This window comes from uncultured Mucilaginibacter sp. (assembly GCF_903893715.1).
Taxonomy (GTDB): domain Bacteria; phylum Bacteroidota; class Bacteroidia; order Sphingobacteriales; family Sphingobacteriaceae; genus Mucilaginibacter.
Map to the genome: position 1 here is coordinate 46,303 of NZ_CAITNG010000129.1, position 18,190 is coordinate 64,492.

At 43.9% G+C, this 18,190-nt stretch carries 15 protein-coding genes; 4 read left to right on the forward strand and 11 right to left on the reverse strand.

The genetic code is table 11. The features are described from left to right. The first annotated feature begins 4 nt into the window (after positions 1-4). The 3 genes from QZX97_RS14825 to QZX97_RS14835 all read left to right on the forward strand — a co-directional run bounded on the left by QZX97_RS14825 (position 5) and on the right by QZX97_RS14835 (position 2,571). Positions 5-475 (forward strand): helix-hairpin-helix domain-containing protein, encoded by a 471-nt coding sequence (locus tag QZX97_RS14825; RefSeq protein WP_295649572.1) that lies wholly within the window; start codon positions 5-7, stop codon positions 473-475. A 124-nt stretch (positions 476-599) separates the two neighbouring features. After that, complete coding sequence (locus tag QZX97_RS14830) at positions 600-1,991, forward strand: MBL fold metallo-hydrolase (RefSeq protein ID WP_295649574.1); 1,392 nt, start codon at positions 600-602, stop codon at positions 1,989-1,991. Positions 1,992-2,076: 85 nt separating this feature from the next. After that, on the forward strand, positions 2,077-2,571 hold the full coding sequence (locus QZX97_RS14835; protein WP_295649575.1) for a hypothetical protein: 495 nt from the start codon (positions 2,077-2,079) through the stop codon (positions 2,569-2,571). 66 nt (positions 2,572-2,637) lie between these two features. Here QZX97_RS14835 and QZX97_RS14840 read toward each other — a convergent pair whose 3' ends face one another. From QZX97_RS14840 to rpsO, 6 genes are all read right to left on the reverse strand, one after another. Continuing rightward, positions 2,638-3,588, reverse strand: coding sequence for a D-2-hydroxyacid dehydrogenase (locus tag QZX97_RS14840; RefSeq protein ID WP_295649576.1), 951 nt, complete (start codon positions 3,586-3,588; stop codon positions 2,638-2,640). Between the two features lie 77 nt (positions 3,589-3,665). Further along, on the reverse strand, positions 3,666-4,736 hold the full coding sequence (gene serC / locus QZX97_RS14845) for a 3-phosphoserine/phosphohydroxythreonine transaminase (protein WP_295664748.1): 1,071 nt from the start codon (positions 4,734-4,736) through the stop codon (positions 3,666-3,668). Positions 4,737-4,936: 200 nt separating this feature from the next. Next, a complete protein-coding gene (gene rpe, locus QZX97_RS14850) occupies positions 4,937-5,602 on the reverse strand; it encodes a ribulose-phosphate 3-epimerase (RefSeq protein ID WP_295649582.1) in 666 nt (221 codons plus the stop codon). 50 nt (positions 5,603-5,652) lie between these two features. After that, on the reverse strand, positions 5,653-5,928 hold the full coding sequence (locus QZX97_RS14855) for a hypothetical protein (RefSeq protein WP_295649585.1): 276 nt from the start codon (positions 5,926-5,928) through the stop codon (positions 5,653-5,655). A 198-nt stretch (positions 5,929-6,126) separates the two neighbouring features. Further along, positions 6,127-8,253, reverse strand: coding sequence for a polyribonucleotide nucleotidyltransferase (gene pnp, locus QZX97_RS14860; RefSeq protein ID WP_295649586.1), 2,127 nt, complete (start codon positions 8,251-8,253; stop codon positions 6,127-6,129). A gap of 126 nt (positions 8,254-8,379) precedes the next feature. Next, positions 8,380-8,658: a 30S ribosomal protein S15 gene (gene rpsO, locus QZX97_RS14865; RefSeq protein WP_295649587.1), complete on the reverse strand. Its 279-nt coding sequence runs from the start codon at positions 8,656-8,658 to the stop codon at positions 8,380-8,382. A gap of 195 nt (positions 8,659-8,853) precedes the next feature. On the opposite strand from rpsO, the gene QZX97_RS14870 reads away from it, so the two are divergent. Beyond that, on the forward strand, positions 8,854-9,276 hold the full coding sequence (locus QZX97_RS14870; RefSeq protein ID WP_295649589.1) for an acyl-CoA thioesterase: 423 nt from the start codon (positions 8,854-8,856) through the stop codon (positions 9,274-9,276). 110 nt (positions 9,277-9,386) lie between these two features. Here the strand turns inward: QZX97_RS14870 and QZX97_RS14875 are convergent, their stop codons facing one another. The 5 genes from QZX97_RS14875 to QZX97_RS14895 form a co-directional block, all read right to left on the reverse strand. Then, positions 9,387-10,124, reverse strand: coding sequence for a rhamnogalacturonan acetylesterase (locus QZX97_RS14875; protein WP_295649593.1), 738 nt, complete (start codon positions 10,122-10,124; stop codon positions 9,387-9,389). Between the two features lie 277 nt (positions 10,125-10,401). Beyond that, positions 10,402-12,903: an MG2 domain-containing protein gene (locus tag QZX97_RS14880; protein ID WP_295649596.1), complete on the reverse strand. Its 2,502-nt coding sequence runs from the start codon at positions 12,901-12,903 to the stop codon at positions 10,402-10,404. A 1-nt stretch (position 12,904) separates the two neighbouring features. Continuing rightward, entirely contained in the window at positions 12,905-15,349 is a 2,445-nt protein-coding gene (locus tag QZX97_RS14885) for a hypothetical protein (protein WP_295649599.1), read from the reverse strand. Positions 15,350-15,511: 162 nt separating this feature from the next. Beyond that, on the reverse strand, positions 15,512-16,012 hold the full coding sequence (locus QZX97_RS14890; RefSeq protein ID WP_295649602.1) for a peptidylprolyl isomerase: 501 nt from the start codon (positions 16,010-16,012) through the stop codon (positions 15,512-15,514). A gap of 69 nt (positions 16,013-16,081) precedes the next feature. Next, a complete protein-coding gene (locus tag QZX97_RS14895; protein ID WP_295649604.1) occupies positions 16,082-18,100 on the reverse strand; it encodes a thioredoxin domain-containing protein in 2,019 nt (672 codons plus the stop codon). Between the last annotated feature and the right edge of the window lie 90 nt (positions 18,101-18,190).

Below are 18,190 nucleotides of genomic sequence, written 5' to 3' on the forward strand. Positions count from 1 at the left end.
TACCATGAAAACACCCAAACTCGACCTGACCGATACTGAAAAGATACTGCTCAAAAACGCGGGCATACGCATAAGCGAGCTAGCCCATTACGCTGCCGACGAATTGGCGATGATACTGAGTACCACCCTGCACCGGGCCAAATGTATTTTGGCACATATTGAGTTTCAAAGCATTCCTTCGGTAGGGCCGATATTTGCACAGGATTTGGTGGACATGGGTTATTTCAGCATTGCCGAACTGAAAGACAAAGACGGCGCGCAATTGTTGAACGAGCACGAACGCCTGATGGGTGTTTGGACCGACCCCTGTGTTGAAGACCAGTTTAGGCTGGTGGTGCATTATGCAAACAACCCCGGCAGCAAAAAGCAATGGTGGAACTTTACCTGCGAGCGCAAAATATTCCGCGAGGCTTTTGGTTATCCCGAAAGCCGACCACAAAAAGCCTGGCATGAGCGGATTTTAACTGAACAATAATTTCTTGGATGGTCTGCTTTAAAATTACCGCACCGTTGGGCAGCCCAACATAAAATGCTAACATTGTTCAATATGAGCGGCTTTTTCATCATATTGCAACAAAAAACAGGATACAAGATACTGAATGAGACTGACCATACACGGTGCGGCGCAACAGGTTACCGGGAGCATGCACCTGCTCGAGATAGGAAAATACAAAATACTGGTTGATTGCGGGCTTGATTACGAAAAGGACCATCATGTAATGCTGAACGAGGATTTCCCGTTCAGGCCGGAGGAAATAGATGTGGTGGTGCTTACACATGCGCATATCGACCACTCAGGCAATTTGCCAACGTTGGTACGTATGGGTTTTAACGGGCAGATATTGTGTACCCCACCTACCGCCGAGCTCACCGAGCTGTTGTTGCTCGATTCGGTGAACATATTTATGCGGAAGGAGGAGAAATCGCGCAAGCATAACCGCAAAAGGCCGGGCCAGGGCCGGCAGCCGCTCTACCTGCAAAAGCATGTAATGGATACGGTAGAACGATTTATAACCATTGGCTTTAACCGCCCGTTCCGCATTAACGGCGATATTGAACTGGAGTTTATTCCGGTAGGGCATTTACTCGGCGCCGCAGCCGCCATATTTACCATAAATGACGGGGGCATCGAAAAAAAGATAGCCTTTACAGGCGATATAGGGCGAAAAAACTACCCCGTACTGAATGACCCGCAGGAACTGCCCAAAGTTGATTATATCGTATCAGAATCGACTTATGGAGGCCGTTATCATACTAAAGACAAAACCATAGAGGAAACTTTGGTAGATGTGATCAGTACAGCTTGTATCAAAGAGTCGGGCAGATTGATTATACCGGCATTCAGCATCGGGCGCACCCAGGCATTGGTGTTTTCGTTGAATAAGATTTTCAGCAGCGGATTGTTGCCGCCGGTTAAGGTTTTTGTTGACAGTCCGATGGCTACCGCTTCAACTGGCATCTTCAGGAAATACCATAGCCTCCTGAACGAAGAAGCACACGATTTTTATAACCGCAAAGGCGATGAGTTTGAGTTTGATAATTTAAGTTATGTTGAAAACCTGCACGAAAGCAGGCAGGTATCCAATTATTTTGAGCCTTGTATCATCATATCCTCAGCCGGAATGCTGGAGGGCGGCCGTATACAGGACCATTTGTACCACAACATACAGAATTACTACTGCACCATTTTATTTATAGGTTATTGTGCCAAGGGTACATTGGGTTACAAACTATTGCGCGGGGACCCAATCGTACACATCCGCGACCGCGACCTGGCGGTATATGCCACCATCAAAAAAACGGACCTGTTTAGCGCACACGGCGACCATGATGACCTGTTGAACACCATCAAACAGCAAGATGCACAACAACTTAAGAATGTTTTTTTGGTACATGGCGAAACCGAAAGCATGCAGGCACTGGCAGCCGCGCTTCAACCAGATGGCTATAAGGTTACCCTACCGCAAAAAGGTGTGGTTTATGATTTATAAAAGATTGCAACCTGGCACTATACTATATACGTACAAAGAACGTTAACCATTTTAATTGTTGTTTTTGATTGCTATATTTGGTATCATGAAAAGAAATATTACTGCAAGATTGGTTGTTTACCTCATACTCGCCTTTTTTGGTATTGCCGCCATTGCTTCGTGTGCTAAAGAGGCCGGGCATCTTTTATCAACAACTACCACAGTTAAATCGGCTACGATGCAATTTTACCTCCAAGGCGATACTACGCATATTTTAGCTACGCCGTCGGATACGGTTTCTTTCACCAGCTATACTACCCCTCAAACTACCGTTACCGGCAAGAACGGCAAAAAGTATACAAGTTGTGTAATACAGTTTAGCGGCAATGCCAAAGGCACCTTTACCCTGACCAACCTTGCCCTTACAGTGTTAGAGAAATCGGGTACACTATTAACTACATCGAGCCAAAACTACGGAACAGCTACAATCGATAGTATCAATGTTAACAAAGGGTACATGTCGGGTAATTTTACGGGTAAAGTTTTGGTGGCAGCAAACGATACCGCCAATGTGGTCGGTTTATTCACAATACAGCAGTAAAAACTTAATTATATTGAAAAAGCCCGGTATTCCGGGCTTTTTGTTTTAGAATAACAAATGAGGTTATTATTTCTTAAAGAAATCGATAATCAAATTGGCAAGTTCAACACCAATGCGTTCCTGAGCTTCGTTGGTCGAAGCTCCAATATGTGGTGTTAATGATATTTTAGGGTGTTTCAATATTTCTTCGCGAGGTGTTGGCTCATTATCAAACACATCTAAACCTGCAAAGCTTACTTTACCGCTGTCTAAAGCTTCAATTAATGCAAGTTCATCGATGGTTCCGCCGCGTGAGCAGTTTACTACAGCAACGCCTTTCTTCATCGCCGCAAATTCTTCAGCGCCTAAAACAGGCTTGTCGGTAAACGGTGTGTGTATGCTTATGAAATTACTATTAGCAATCACTTCTTCTTTGGTTGCCGCCTTAACGGTTGCTTTCACAACTAAGCCACCACCTAAAGTCACTTCAACTTCAGGATTGAAAGGGAAAAGGTCGTAAGCCAATACATCCATACCCAAACCAATAGCTACCTTAGCCACCTCACGACCGATACGGCCAAACCCAAGTATACCAATGGTTGTTCCGCGCAACTCAACGCCTTTAGCGTAAGTTTTTTTGAGGTCGTTGAATTTGGTGCTGCCTTCAACAGGCATTTTGCGGTTACTGTCTTGCAAAAAACGGACGCCTGTAAACAGGTGCGCAAATACGAGTTCGGCAACTGATAATGACGACGAAGCAGGCGTATTATACACAGCCACGCCTTTTTCTTTGGCATATTCAACGTCGATGTTGTCCATCCCTACGCCACCGCGGCCAATTAGTTTCAGCGTTGGCACGGCATCTATCAGGGCTTTGCGCACTTTTGTGGCACTGCGAACAGTTATTGCGTCATATGCGCCTAATTTGGCTGGTAATTCGTCTTGGGGGATATTTAAAGTATCAACAAAAAAACCTGCTGCTTCTAACAAAGCTTTGCCTGCAGGGTCGATACCATCGTTGGCTAATATTTTAATCATTGTGGTTTATAAAGTTTATCGGTTGATTTGGTTGACTAAGTTTTGAAAGTAAGTTCTCAACTTAATCAACCACTTTACTATGCTTTATTCTTCTCTGCAAATTCCTGCATGGCGTCAATCAGCACATGTACGCTGGTAATGGGTAATGCGTTGTAGATAGATGCCCTGAAACCTCCCGCGCTGCGGTGGCCTTTGATACCTACTATCTCTTTTTGTTCGCAGAGTTTAAGGAATGGTTTTTCATGCTCAGGGTTTTCAGTAACAAAACAAACATTCATAGCCGAACGGTCTTCGGGAACACATACGCCTTTAAATAATGGATTGCGGTCTATTTCCTGATATAGCGCTTTCGCCTTGGCGTTGTTCTCTTTTTCGATCGCAGGTACGCCGCCCTTAGCCTTAAGCCATTGTAGGGTTAGCATAGATACGTATATGGCAAATACCGGCGGGGTGTTGTACATCGAACCACCTTCAATTTGTGTTTGATAGTTTAACATAGCAGGTATTTTGCGGTCGACATTGCCTAAAATGTCATTCTTAACAATTACCAAAGTTGTTCCGGCAGGCCCCATATTTTTTTGCGCTCCTGCGTATATCAAACCAAAATCGGCTACGTTGATCTGACGGCTGAATATATCAGACGACATATCGCAGACCACCGGAATAGATGATTTTGGAAAAGAGTGCAATTGTGTACCATAAATGGTATTATTTGAAGTAAGGTGCAGATAAGCTGCATCAGCAGGTACTTCAAAATCTTTAGGGATATGTTTAAAGTTATCTTCTTTAGCTGTCGCTATCACTTCCACACCACCAAAATATTTGGCTTCCTTCAACGCCTTATTAGCCCACACGCCACTTTCCACATAGGCGGCTTTTCCATCAGACGGTAATAAGTTGTATGGCACCATAGCAAACTGGGTACTGGCACCGCCTTGTAAAAACAATACGGAGTATCCTTCGGGTACATTAAATAGTTCCTTTACCAAACGAACGGCTTCATCTAATACAGCCTCAAACTCCGGCGACCTGTGCGATATTTCGAGAATAGATAAACCAATTCCATTAAAATCGACAACAGCTGCGGCTGCCTGTTTCAAAACCTCGTGTGGTAAAATGCCCGGACCGGCACCAAAATTATGTTTCATATTTATGTTTTTGCTATACAATTGCTCAAAGTTTTTACAAAAATGCAAATTAAAACTATAGGCTTTGTATAATTTTTATTAAATGTTAAAAAAACTTGCTTTTTTCATTTTTTTAATGGCACGAAGTTAAATAAATTGGGATTGGGTGCACCTAATTATTTCAATTTTTACACTAAAAAATTGATTGTTTGAACACAGATTTAGCCGTTCATTTTTTCGAAATGTTTCAATGCAGATATCGCTTTATTTGGATTGCTTGAAGAAAACACCGAATTACCGGCAACCAATATATTAGCACCTGTTTTTACCAATTTTTCGATGTTGTTTTGATCAACGCCGCCGTCAATTTCAATATAAAGGTTGGGGTTGCGCCCAGCCGCCATGTTTTTAAGGTCAGTGATTTTTTTGTAGGTGCCCGCCAGAAACTTTTGCGCCCCAAAGCCCGGATTTACCGACATGATCAATACCATATCCAAATCCTCAATTATATCGTCGAGCATGGCTACAGGTGTAGCAGGATTCAGCGCCACTCCCGCCCTGCACCCCAATTCCTTTATCTTTTGAATAGTTCGGTTCAAGTGCGTACAGGCCTCAAAATGTACAGTAATATTATCAGCTCCCGCATCTTTAAATTCCTGCAGGTATCTGTCGGGATCAACAATCATCAGGTGAACATCCAATGGTTTTTTGGCCAATGCCTTTATTTGTTTGATGATGGCGAACCCGAACGAAATATTGGGCACAAACACACCATCCATAACGTCAACGTGCATCCAGTCGGCATCGCTTTGGTTAAGCATTTCGATATCTTTTTGCAGGTTGGCAAAATTAGCGGTTAGAATTGAAGGGGAAACCAGATGATCCATAATACAAACTTACGCAAATTTTAGCTTTAAGGGAATGGCCGGACGAGGGATCAATCGCAGTTTAAAAGCAGTTCGTAATACTTTCGCATCAAAACCGTATCATAGTCAACCAATGACCGATGCGCCTCTGACACCAATTCCGTTAAAATGGATGCGGCCAGGACACCTTCATCTTCGGGCATTGCCTCGTAGTATTTTATTATTTCCTTCACCCTAATGATCTCGTATAAAAGGTCGGTAATCAAATCTGTACCCGATTTGCGCTGATCGTCATCCCCTACTGGGCCATTAATAAAATGTAGCGGATCGTCAGGATTTAGTGCCATTAATGAAAAAAGGTATCGGGTTTTACAATAGTTTTAACATATAGTTGATAACGCGCTTTGTTTACAATTTAAAATTTATGCAATTGTTTTACATTTTTCAAAAAAAAACAAATAAATAACAACAATCCGGCGTATAAGGGCACTAACTAAAAAAAGCCCTCAGTAATGAGGGCTTTTTGGTATATAAGTTAAGTTTAACTAAACTTTAGCTTCAGGTTTTGGCAACAACGCTTTACGCGAAAGTTTCAATTTACCTTGTTTGTCTACATCAAGCAATTTAACACGAACTTCATCGCCTACATTGAATATTCCATCCATTGTTTCGATACGTTTGTGGTCAATTTCAGATATGTGCAATAAACCGTCTTTGCCCGGCATGATCTCAACGAATGCACCAAAAGGCATAATCGAACGAACCTTACCTTCGTAAATTTCGCCAACTTCGGGTTTGGCTGCTATGGCGCGGATGCGTTTAACAGCAGCATCAATAGCGGCTTTGTTGTCGGCAAATATCTGAACGATACCTTGGTTGTCTTTCTCTTCGATAGAGATGGTTGAACCGGTTTCGCGTTGCATTTCCTGGATGATCTTGCCACCGGGACCGATAACGGCACCGATAAATTCTTTATCAATACGCAGTTCAACAATACGCGGAGCGTGTGGTTTAAAGTCTTCGCGAGGCGCGGTAATGGTTTTGGCCATTTCGCCTAAGATATGTAAACGGCCTTCTTTAGCCTGGTTTAACGCGTTGGTCAATACCTCGTACGATAAACCATTTATTTTCAAGTCCATTTGCACAGCAACAATACCGTTTTTGGTACCGGTTACTTTAAAGTCCATATCGCCCAAGTGGTCTTCATCACCCAAAATATCCGAAAGGATAGCGTATTTTGTTCCCATTTCGTTGGTGATCAAACCCATGGCAATACCCGATACCGGGTTGCTGATCTTGATACCTGCATCCATCAAAGCCAGTGTACCGGCGCAAACCGTAGCCATTGATGATGAACCATTCGATTCCAAAATATCAGAAACGATACGGATAGTATACGGGTTTTGATCATCGGCTGGTAATACACGTTTTAACGAACGCATAGCTAAATTACCGTGCCCAATCTCACGACGGCCTGCTCCCCTGTTTGGACGAACTTCACCGGTTGAGAAACCTGGGAAATTATAGTGCAGCAGGAATTTTTGGTAACCGTTGATAAACGCGCCATCAATCATTTGCTCATCATCCTTAGCACCTAAGGTAACTGTTGTTAACGATTGTGTTTCGCCACGTGTAAATACAGCCGAACCGTGAGCTGAAGGCAAATAACCTACTTCGCTCCATATCGGGCGTATCTGAGTGGTGGTACGGCCATCTAAACGCTTGCCTTCATCTAAAACAAGGTTGCGGATAGCATCATACTCAACATCGTGATAGTATTTTTTAGCTAACGATTTAGTGATGTCATCTATCTCACCTAAAGTAGCGATATACGTATCCCTAACTTCTTTGAATTTTGCGGAACGCTCGTCTTTACCCGATGCAGCGCTGGCTACAGCGTAAACCTGATCGTAAGTGGCAGCGTAGATGGCTTTTTTAAGCTCTTCGTTGCTGTGTTCGTGGTTATAGGTGCGTTTTACAGTTTTGTTCAGTTCGGCAGTTAATTCTTTTTGAATCAAGCATTGTACTTTAATAGCAGTATGGGCAAATTTAATGGCTTCAACCAATTCTGCTTCCTGTATTTCGGCGCTTTCGCCTTCCACCATATTGATGTCGTGCTCGCTTCCTGCTACTATAAACTCTAATGTGGCATTTTTTAATTGGCTTAAAGTTGGGTTGATTACCAATTTTCCATCAATTTTAGCCACGCGTACTTCTGATATCGGGCCGTTGAAAGGGATATCAGAACAAGCCAATGCTGCCGATGCGGCTAAACCTGCCAAACAATCGGGCATGATATCTTTATCAGCCGATATCAACGAAATCATTACCTGGGTGTCGGCATGATAATCGTCAGGGAACATAGGGCGCAATGCACGGTCAACCAAACGCGAGATCAAAACCTCGTAATCTGATAAACGTGCCTCACGACGTAAAAATCCACCAGGGATACGACCGGTAGCAGCATATTTTTCTTGATAATCTACAGATAGCGGAAGGAAATCAGTTCCTTCTTTTGCTTCCGGCGATGACACTACAGTAGCCAATAACATGGTATCACCCATTTTGATGACTACCGAGCCATCGGCTTGTTTGGCCAGCTTACCTGTTTCAATTTCGATGGTGCGGCCGTCACCAAGATCGATAATTTTTTTAATTACGTTTAAACTCATTTTGTTTTTGTTTTGGCACACTTTTCATCTTTTGAATGTGCCGGTTTTTATTGTGATTTATTATTCGGACAAAAGTAAAAAAGCCATCTCCAAAAGAGATGGCTTTTTAGTAAAATACCAAAAGAGTTATTTAATAATGTCGCGCAGCTCGAGAGCTTTGATAATGGCACGATACCTGTTAATATCTTTTTTGTAAAGGTATGCCAACAACGAGCGGCGTTTACCTACTAATTTTTGAAGCGACAATTGTGTTGAAAAATCTTTCTTGTTATTTCTCAAATGGCCGGTAAGGTGTGCAATACGTTGTGTAAATAAAGCCACCTGTGCTTCGGTTGAACCTGTGTTGGTAGCAGCGCCACCATGTTTTGCGAAAATCTCTTGTTTCCACTCAGTACTTAAATACATTACTTGAATAATATTAAAGCGTTAAATAATTTTGTTAATTGGGTGCAAAGGTAACTAAATAAATCAAAACTTAAAATCCAAAAAGCAAAATAAAACAACCTGTAGGCTTCAGCGTTAATCCTTTAAAGGTTTTGATTCTCAGCCCGATTGGGCAATTACTTTTTAATTTTTACTTTTGACCTTTATTTTATTTTTATGCCACATAATTCCCTTTACCGAACCTTCGAAACCGAACTGCGCGTGCGCCCTGATGATATCGATATGTTTCAGCACGTGCATAACAGCAAATACCTTGACTATGTATTGGCCGCCCGTTACGATCAAATGGAGCATTGCTATGGCATGAGCATGGAAACCTTTATGGAACAAGGTTACGGTTGGGTGGTAAAAGCCGTAGAGATCAACTTTAAACGAGCCCTAACCCTTGGCGAATATTTTACCGTACGTACCGCTATCGAAACCATCAACGAACGTGGCTGCCGTGTCATCTTCAGTATCATCAGCAAACTGACCGAAAAAATAAGCGCCGATGGCTGGTTCGATTTTGTGATGATCGATATCAAAACCAATAAAGGCATCAGGATACCTGAGTCTATAATGGATCATTACCTCATTTGACGATGTGCAAATTAGTAAATTTGCGGATGTGCAAATGCTATTAATTGTTTAATTTTTTAATTTCTTACCAATCATTTTCACATTTTCTAATTTGCACATATGCACATTCCCTACCCTTGCTTTACATAATTTTTTAATGGCAGGTCGAGGTCAAAAAGGCCGTCGATAGCTAATTGTGCCATACGCCGGGCGCCGGCTGGGTTAAAATGGGTATTATCTTTCATGCCGTTGGGATAATATTTGTATTTGCCCGGTTCCACCCAGTTCCATAAGGCTTTTGATTGCTCATCTCCCAATTGCCTGATCACCATTTCGCTTTTACGCTGCATATCGATAAAAGCTACATTATACTTTGTGGCTACCTCGCGCACCACATCGGGGTACATGCCGTGGGTGTCCTGCAAAACACCGTTCACAAAGTTGCGGCGCGCCACAGGCGTCATTAGTATGGGTATACCTTTCTTCTCTCTTGTTTCGGTAACAAATTTGATCAGGTTTGCCCGGTATTCATCCAGTGTGGTGCCTACACCGGGTTTCTCCACCTTTTCGTCGTTATGGCCAAACTCTATAAAAACATAGTTACCGGGTTTAAGGCCTTCCAATACAGAGTCCCAACGTTTTTCGTTGATAAAGCTTTTGGTGCTGCGGCCGTTCATGGCGCGGTTGTCAATAGTAACATCGCCGGTAAAATACTCGCCGAACACCTGCCCCCAGCCCGTTTCCGGGAAAACATCGGGCGATTTGTTGGCCATGGTCGAGTCGCCTATCATAAATATTTTAACAGGCGGTTTTGGGGCAAGGGGCAACAGGGTAATCATGCTGATAAGCAAACAGGCAAAGGCTTTCATATGGGTATTTATGGGTGTTGTTTTAATGTGCAAATGTGCCGATATGTAAATGTGCAAATTAGTACATGGGTATTTATGGGTATTCTTTTTTTTATTTCGAAAGTTTCAGTTCCGTCTTCCATCGTTATGGGTATTTATGGGTGTTTTACCAAATCGTTATTGCCCATAATCGACAACTTGTCATTCACTACAAGATACCAAATTTTGTGCGCTTTATCAAAAAACATTTGCACATTTTCTCATCTACACATATGCAAATTCAAAAATTGTTAGGGGGCTACTTAACCAAATAACTCCCCGTGGCATACACCGGTACACCCTTGTCGGTTATCCCCTGCACTACTACCCGGATATTGCTCTTAGGGTCGGCATTAAAAAAGCTAAGGGTAGCTTCGCCATTGGCATCGGTAACAATGTTTGGCTCCCAATGGATGGTACTGCGGATGTCTGGCTTGTTCAGGTCTTTACCGTTATCGTACAAAGGCTTGTAAAAGGTACGAGCCTCATAGTAACCATCGATATGCGAACTGACGGTATTTAACTGTACCTTATCGAAAGCATTAGGCTTGATATCCAGAAAAACGATGAACACATCGCCGTTTGAGCCTGTGGCATATGATCCCGAGCTGTTAGCGGCCGAAACCGTTTGCCCCAATACGTGCCTTACGGTTACTTTATTAATCATGTCCATGGTCACGTCCAGGTACATACCGTTATTCAGGTCGTCCACATCTTCGCGCCCGTTTGCAAAAAACCGTGGTATAATCTGCGTCTGGCTATTGCGGTTTGTTTCTACGTTAAATTGGTTGCCTAAAAAATATACCGAATCCGCACCGTTTACATGCGCGCCGGGTATTTCGTGTATCATAAAATCGCGCAGCGAATTATAGAAATAGTATTTGGATGAGATATCGTATTTTAAATCGGGATAGCCGAATTTGGTTGTAGTTTGATCGAACAACTGATCGTAATTCCTGCCCCTGATGTTTACCTGGTTCAGTTTTATGGTATCGGAAAGCCTTTGCTTGCCCCGCGAACGTACGGCATCGGCATTAAAAAAAGCCGTTTCGGTGGCCACATCCACGGTGTATTGGCGTACAACACTCGTCGGAGGCGTGCTTTTGTCTATCGAGTCCATTTGCAGCCATCCAACTTTATTGCGCTTTTCATCAAACGATGCCAATGTAATAGGCCGCTTACCAACTACCGTTAGGCCTTTAAAAAGATACCTGCCTGCACTGTCGGTTTTGGATAAATACTGTTGGCCTATGACGGCACCTTTAACCGTCAGCGATACATTGGTAAAAGGTATTGGCTTATTCGCGAATTTTTCGCGCAAGGTACCCGTCAAAGCAAATCCGTTTTCAGCCGGGTAACTGATGCGTAGCGATGTATCGGCCAAACGGCGCCAAACAAAATCGCGCCAGCCTTGTGTCATCAACAATAAATCTATCTGTTTAAAGCGGTTGGCATTGCTAACATCAAAAAGTTTTTCGGCGTGGTCTATTTTGCCCCGCACTTCCGATTGCAGCATAAGATATGATACGATGTTCCCCTGCCCTTGCGGTATTTCGGTCCCATCAACAACAGCTACCGACAAATCGGCCTTTAGCGGGTGATTTGCCGGGTCGGTTGCTTTAATTTTAAGGGTAACCTTTCCTTTTGGCGAATAAGATAACTTATCAGTGCTTACGGACAACGCTTTTGACGATACCGAATCGGGAATAAAGAACAAACGCTCGCATTGCGGGTGCAATTGTTTATCGTAAATAGTAATGCTCGAAACACCCGCCGGGAACTGCGTTTTTGGCAAAGTGGCACTGATTTGCAATCCATCAAACTTTACGGAAGCGTTCAAAACCCGCAAACCCGCATGCCTTGCAGCAAGTGTAACTTCCTTATCGGGATTATCATCCAAAGTGGCCTGGTTGGTGCCGATGATGATACGTAAATGTGCAGAATCGGCCTCGCCCACGTGCAGGGTATACCCCTTTGCCAAAGGAGTTGGCAAAGCTGCGGTAAATGGTTGGTTATTGTTAAATACGCCTTTGGCGGTATAGGTTTTACCCGCTTCGGGCACAAAAACAAAAACCCCTACCCCCGCCGCGCTGCTGTTAAAGTGCGTAATGGTATCGCCGGTTGATGATATAACGGCAGCTTGCACTGTAATGTTTTTGCCATTAGGATCTTCGGCCTTAAAGGCAACGATATTCGTTACACCACTCACCATCGAACCTCCCTCGGGAAAAAACCGGATTGCCGATTTGCCTTTTAACAACGTGGAAGGTGTAGTTGCAATACCTTTAGTATTGCCACCTGTAACCGCGACAGCACCCCGTTTGTCGACAAGGGTATTAGAAACGGTGAGCGATTTTTCAAAAATAAAGTTATCGCCAAAGTTGCGCATCCAGTTGGTATAAGCCCTTAAACGGTAAGTACCGGCAGGGATAGAATCGGCCAAATGAAAATCGCCTTTGCCAAAGCCATTGTTCATGTACACAATTTCGGAGTTGATGACCTTTGCTTCGGGCGATATCAGGTCGACATACAGATTATTACTGAAGCCGGCAGGTACTTTTGTTTGCGCGTCCACCAGGTATGCCTTAAACCATATATCGTCGCCTGTACTGTAATAGTCCCGGTCGGTATGCAGGTATACCTTTTCAAAATACAGTTTAACCGGAGTCTTTGCCGCGACAGTTTGCCCGAACCCGTTAAAGTAAATGCACAGGCAAGCCGCAATAATGCTTAAGCCGCCAATCCGTTTTTTCGACATCATGTTATTTTATATTATAGCCGGTGGTGGCTGTAATTGGTATCCCTTTATCAGTCAAACCCTGCACTAAAACCCTTATTTTCGATTTTGGGTCGGCATTATAGTACGAAATGGTAGCCTGCCCGTTTGCATCGGTAACAATCATTGGTTCCCAATGTATGGTAGTGCGTTGGTCGCTTTTGGTTGACGAGTACTCGTAATTAGGCGCATAAAACGTGCGTGCATTGTAGTAGCCCGAAACATCCTCATCCACCAAACTAAACTCTTTTTTCCCATATGCCGATGGTTTTAGGGTAAGGTACACCAATATCCTGTCGCCGCCGCCCATACTTACCAAATGCCTTACCGATACGGTGATGATCTGGTCCATGGTCAAATTATAATAGTCTATTCGGTCGTAGGTGTCTTCGCGGCCGTCTACTAAAAATCTCGGGAATATTTTTTGCCCACCAAAAAGGAACATAATCCCACTATCTTTATCGGGGTTGGTTATAGCGCCCGGCACTTTGTGCACCAAAAAGTCTTCCAAATCTTTCCAGGTATAGTCGGCTTTGTTGATATTAAACTCATATTCCGGGTAACCAAACGACGTCAAAGTTTCGTTCAATAAAGTCACCGTTTTGGGCTTGTCGGTAATATTAACCTGTTTCAATTGCACCACGTTCGAAATCTTAAACTTATTGGCCTCGTTTACCCTTACACTGCTTGCTTGCTCAAAGGCAACCACCTGCGGGCTTGGTTCTTCAGTATAAACCGGCGCTGGTGTTACAGGTAACGGGTCGTTTGCCAAAGTATCCAAAAACAACCAACCCGATTTTTTGCCGCGATCATCGCGCGATGTTAATTTGAGCGTTTGATTACCGTACAGCTCAATGCCATCAAGGTAATATTTGCCGTCCTTATCGGTTTGGGCAGTAAAAAACTTATTGCCCTTTGCACCGGGGGCATATAAGGTAATGTTCATATTAGGAATGGCTTTATTCACGAGCACAGAACGCAGTCTCCCCGATACGGTAAAACCCGCTTCGGGCAGGTAACTCAGCTTTATCGTCGAATCCTGCAGGCGTTTCCAAACAAAATCGCGCCAGCCCTGAGTCAACAACAACAGGTCGAGCTGTTTAAAACGGCTCGCGTTATGCACATCAAAGTATTGGGCGGCGTTCTCTATTTTTCCTCGAATGTCGGATTGCAGCCACAAATAAGCTGCTATATTGCTTTCATCAGCAGGGACTACGGTTTCGTCGACAACAGCTAATGAAAGATTGGCCAATACCGGTTTACTCTTGCTATCGGTGGCCGTAATGGTGAGCGTTGTTTTTTCTTTTGAGGCATAGGTACCTTTATCGGTCACAACCTTCAGGTCGACATTATTTTTCGGGTTGATATAAACCAGCCTCTCGCAATTGGGGTGCAATTGGTCATCGTACAAAATAACGCTGCTGATGCCCGCAGACAGTTGCGCTTTAGGGATATTGACCGCCATTTGCATAGCATTTAGCGGAAATTTTGCTTCAAATTGGTATTTATCGGCATGCTTGGTGGCCAGCGTTAAATTTTTGCCCTTATTTTTATCGAACGTGTTCTGATTGGTGCTGATAATAACCTGCACGTTGGCTGTGTCGGAATTATTGATGCGGATGGCGTAGCCTTCACTCATCACATCGGGCAATTGGGTAAAAAATGTTTGGCCGTTTTTATAGGTACCATTCACCTGATACGTTGCGCCTGCTGCCGGCAATATGGTGAAGCTGCCTAAGCCCAAATCGGTACTTTCAAAATGTGCTACCAGGTCACCCTGCGGCGATTTCACATTGCCGCTTACCTTCACCCCTTTGCCCATGGCATCTTCGGCCTTAAAGCCAACCACTGTGGCCACCCCGTCAACCATGGAGCCACCCTCGGGGAAGAAATTTATTTTATAAGTTTCCGCAATATCTACCGGCTCCACCTCGGTGGCTTTACTACGCTTGCCCGGTCCTTTTACTGTGGGATTGGCTGCTTTTACACCCGGCACGCTGTGTATGGTGAGTTGTTTATCGAAAACAAAATTGTCACCAAAATTGCGCATCCAGTTGGTGTAGGCCTTTAAATGATATACACCCTCCGGTACCGAATCTGTCAGTTTAAAATCGCCAACGCCCATACCGCTGTCCAAACGTAGTATCTCGCGCGACATGATCTTGGCATCGGGCGAAATCAAATCGATATACAGGTTATTGCTGGTGTAGGTGGGATAATTGCTCAAACCATTCACCAGATAAGCCTTAAACCAAATATCATCGCCGGTAGCATAATAGTCGCGGTCGGTATGCACATACACTTTCTCAAAAAACAAGGCGAAGTTTTTAGGCGGGGGCGTGGTGTTAACTTGCTTTTTTTGCGCTCGAGATACTTGCGCCGTAAACATGAACGCGCCAAGTAAAATAACAACAAATAAATTTGATTTCATTTAGGATAGGAAGATGTAATTACAGGTTAAATGAGGTTAGACTTAAAAGTGCGAAATAGTTTAAACGTAACCGTCCTGAACTGTCATGGTATGGTGGTTTTTTGGGGCAAAAAAAAGCCGCCCGGATATTTATCGGGACGGCTTTTATAATGTCTATATTTCTTAGTGATGGTGATGACCATCCGGACCGTGGGCGTGGCCATGCGAAAGTTCTTCGGGGGTTGCAGGGCGAACGTTTAAGATAACACCTTTAAAATGTAGTTCTTGTCCGGCCATAGGGTGGTTCAGGTCCACAATCACACCGTCTTCGGCGATGGATACTACCTGTCCTTGAAAATGGTTGCCATTATTGTCCTGCAAAGGCAATACGCTGCCTATTTCGGGCATATCGGTACCTTTAAACATCTCGATGGGCAGGTTGGCTACAGCTTCCTCGTCATAAGCGCCGTAAGCATCGGCTGCGCTCAAGTTAAATTCATAGGTATCGCTGGTTGCCAGGCCACTCAAATGCTCTTCAAACTTAGGCAGCATTTGGCCGGCGCCATATAAAAAAGTTAAGGGTTGTTCTTCTGTGGCGCTTTCTACAAAAGCTTCCGAGCCATCTTCCTGTTTTACAAACAGGTCATAAGTTAACGATACTACGTGGTTGGGTTGAATTTTCATTGTCAATATTTTTTCTTTTTTAGTTAATACTTCAAATAGCATATCATCGACGAACCAAGCCTATGTATCCTAATTTATGATTTGTTTAAACGCTTCCCCCGCACTTTCAACCGGCAATTTGCAGGTTTTATCTTTGCAGACGAATATCCTGGTTTGCACGCCAAACTTATCGTACAGCAAAGGTAAACTTCCTTTTGTTCCGCCCAATATTATTTTGTTCGGGATGTACTTTTTTTCCATTTCTTTCCGCCTTTGTTCGGCGTCGGCCCCTGCAATAGCTATTTCGTAAACACCGGCCACATCATCCAGCAGCAACATAGCCCAGTTTGAATAGGCCGAGCCGTACTTGGCCATCTGTTTCTTCACGTTGCGCAGCATTTGCGCCGACATTTCGGTATACTGTTCAGTATCAAACAATAAGCTCAGTTTATGTAAATTGCGCGCCATCACCGAGTTTGATGCCGGTATCACGCTGTCCATCACTTCCAGTTTGCGGGCAATCAATTGCTCGCCATCATCAGGCGTATAAAAAAACATGCCGGTTTGTCTATCAAAAAAGTATTTGATGGTATTGTCGCACAGTTTTTTAGCGGCCTGAAGCCATGCTTCGTCAAAAGTTACCTCGTAAAGGCTGGTAAACGCTTCGATAATGAGTGCGTAATCATCTAAAAACGCCACGGCTCCGTCCAGTTTACCTGTCGAATCTGAAGGGTCATAAACACGGGTAATTTTGCCGGATAGCGTTATCAGGTTATCCTGAATAAAGCCAGCGTTTTTTAAAGCCAATTCCAAATAAGCGGGTTCATCAAAGGCGCGATAGGCATCGCACAGCCCTTTTAGCATCAAACCGTTCCACGAGGCCAGTATCTTGTAATCCAAACCCGGGCGAACGCGTTTGCTGCGGGCGGTTAATACTTTTTGTTTTAACTCCTCGATTTTTTCAAGCATCGCACCGACCGGCAAGCCTAATTTTTGAGCCAGCGCAGCGTCATCGTCCTTGCGGAAAAAGATATTGGTATGCTCTTCTTCCCAATTGCCTTCGGCGGTTACATTGTAATAAATGCTGAACAACGCAGCATCCTCACCCAAAATAGTTTCAATTTCTGCCAGCGTAAAGGTGTAAAACTTACCTTCCACCCCTTCGCTATCGGCATCCAGTGCCGAGTAAAAGCCAAAATCAGCCGATGTCAATTCACGCTCAATAAAAGCTATGGTTTCGGCAACAACCTTGCGGTATTGCTCATCGCCAATGCAGGTATAGCCTTCGGCGTACAGCGAAACCAGTTGGGCGTTGTCGTACAGCATCTTTTCGAAATGCGGTACATGCCAACGACTATCAACTGAGTAACGGGCAAAGCCTCCGCCAATATGATCGTAAATGCCGCCTTTGGCCATTTTATCGAGTGTAAGGCCAACGATTACCTGCGCTGCTTCATCTTTCATCAAGTGGGCATAGCGCATCAAAAACTGCCAATTGTTCGGCATCGGGAATTTTGGGGAACGGCCCAGACCCCCTTCCTGGTAATCAAAATATTGTTTCCAGGGGTTTACAATAACTTCCAGGTCGGCTTTGGTGTTTTCGTGCTGTTCGGTTACCAAACCGATGTTCTCGTATTGCACAATGCCTTCGGTTAGTTTTACCGCATAATCCTCAGCTTCGGCGGGCTTTTGCTCCCAAAAGTTGGCGAGATTTTCCAACAGACCTATCCAATCGTTTTTACGGAAATAAGTACCCCCATAAATAGGCCTTTGGTCGGGCAGGCAAACGCAGTTGAGGGGCCAGCCTCCGCGACCGGTCATCAATTGCACGGCGCTCATATATATCTGGTCAATATCAGGGCGCTCTTCCCTATCTACTTTTATACAGACAAAGTACTCGTTCATCACATCAGCAACAGCCTTATTTTCAAAGCTTTCGTGCTCCATAACATGGCACCAATGGCAGGCTGAGTAACCAATACTCACCAGGATGAGTTTGTTTTCGTCTTTAGCTTTTTGCAAGGCCTCGGCACCCCATGGAAACCAGTTAACGGGGTTATTAGCGTGTTGCAGTAAATATGGCGAAGTGGATTGGGATAGCTTATTCATAATTTGGCATCATTTGTACCATTTAAATAGCATAGATAATGCCATAGGACAAATTGCAATCAAAATAAGTTATAAATAAGTTGTGATAAA

Bases quoted from the DNA above. Each gene is read 5' to 3' on its own strand.
- QZX97_RS14830 (WP_295649574.1), top strand. From the start codon at position 600: ATGAGACTGACCATACACGGTGCGGCGCAACAGGTTACCGGGAGCATG.
- QZX97_RS14890 (WP_295649602.1), bottom strand. From the start codon at position 16,012: ATGAAAATTCAACCCAACCACGTAGTATCGTTAACTTATGACCTGTTT.
- QZX97_RS14855 (WP_295649585.1), bottom strand. From the start codon at position 5,928: ATGGCACTAAATCCTGACGATCCGCTACATTTTATTAATGGCCCAGTA.
- serC (WP_295664748.1), bottom strand. From the start codon at position 4,736: ATGAAACATAATTTTGGTGCCGGTCCGGGCATTTTACCACACGAGGTT.
- QZX97_RS14835 (WP_295649575.1), top strand. From the start codon at position 2,077: ATGAAAAGAAATATTACTGCAAGATTGGTTGTTTACCTCATACTCGCC.
- QZX97_RS14880 (WP_295649596.1), bottom strand. From the start codon at position 12,903: ATGATGTCGAAAAAACGGATTGGCGGCTTAAGCATTATTGCGGCTTGC.
- QZX97_RS14840 (WP_295649576.1), bottom strand. From the start codon at position 3,588: ATGATTAAAATATTAGCCAACGATGGTATCGACCCTGCAGGCAAAGCT.
- pnp (WP_295649586.1), bottom strand. From the start codon at position 8,253: ATGAGTTTAAACGTAATTAAAAAAATTATCGATCTTGGTGACGGCCGC.
- QZX97_RS14885 (WP_295649599.1), bottom strand. From the start codon at position 15,349: ATGAAATCAAATTTATTTGTTGTTATTTTACTTGGCGCGTTCATGTTT.
- QZX97_RS14825 (WP_295649572.1), top strand. From the start codon at position 5: ATGAAAACACCCAAACTCGACCTGACCGATACTGAAAAGATACTGCTC.
- QZX97_RS14870 (WP_295649589.1), top strand. From the start codon at position 8,854: ATGCCACATAATTCCCTTTACCGAACCTTCGAAACCGAACTGCGCGTG.
- QZX97_RS14875 (WP_295649593.1), bottom strand. From the start codon at position 10,124: ATGAAAGCCTTTGCCTGTTTGCTTATCAGCATGATTACCCTGTTGCCC.
- rpe (WP_295649582.1), bottom strand. From the start codon at position 5,602: ATGGATCATCTGGTTTCCCCTTCAATTCTAACCGCTAATTTTGCCAAC.
- QZX97_RS14895 (WP_295649604.1), bottom strand. From the start codon at position 18,100: ATGAATAAGCTATCCCAATCCACTTCGCCATATTTACTGCAACACGCT.
- rpsO (WP_295649587.1), bottom strand. From the start codon at position 8,658: ATGTATTTAAGTACTGAGTGGAAACAAGAGATTTTCGCAAAACATGGT.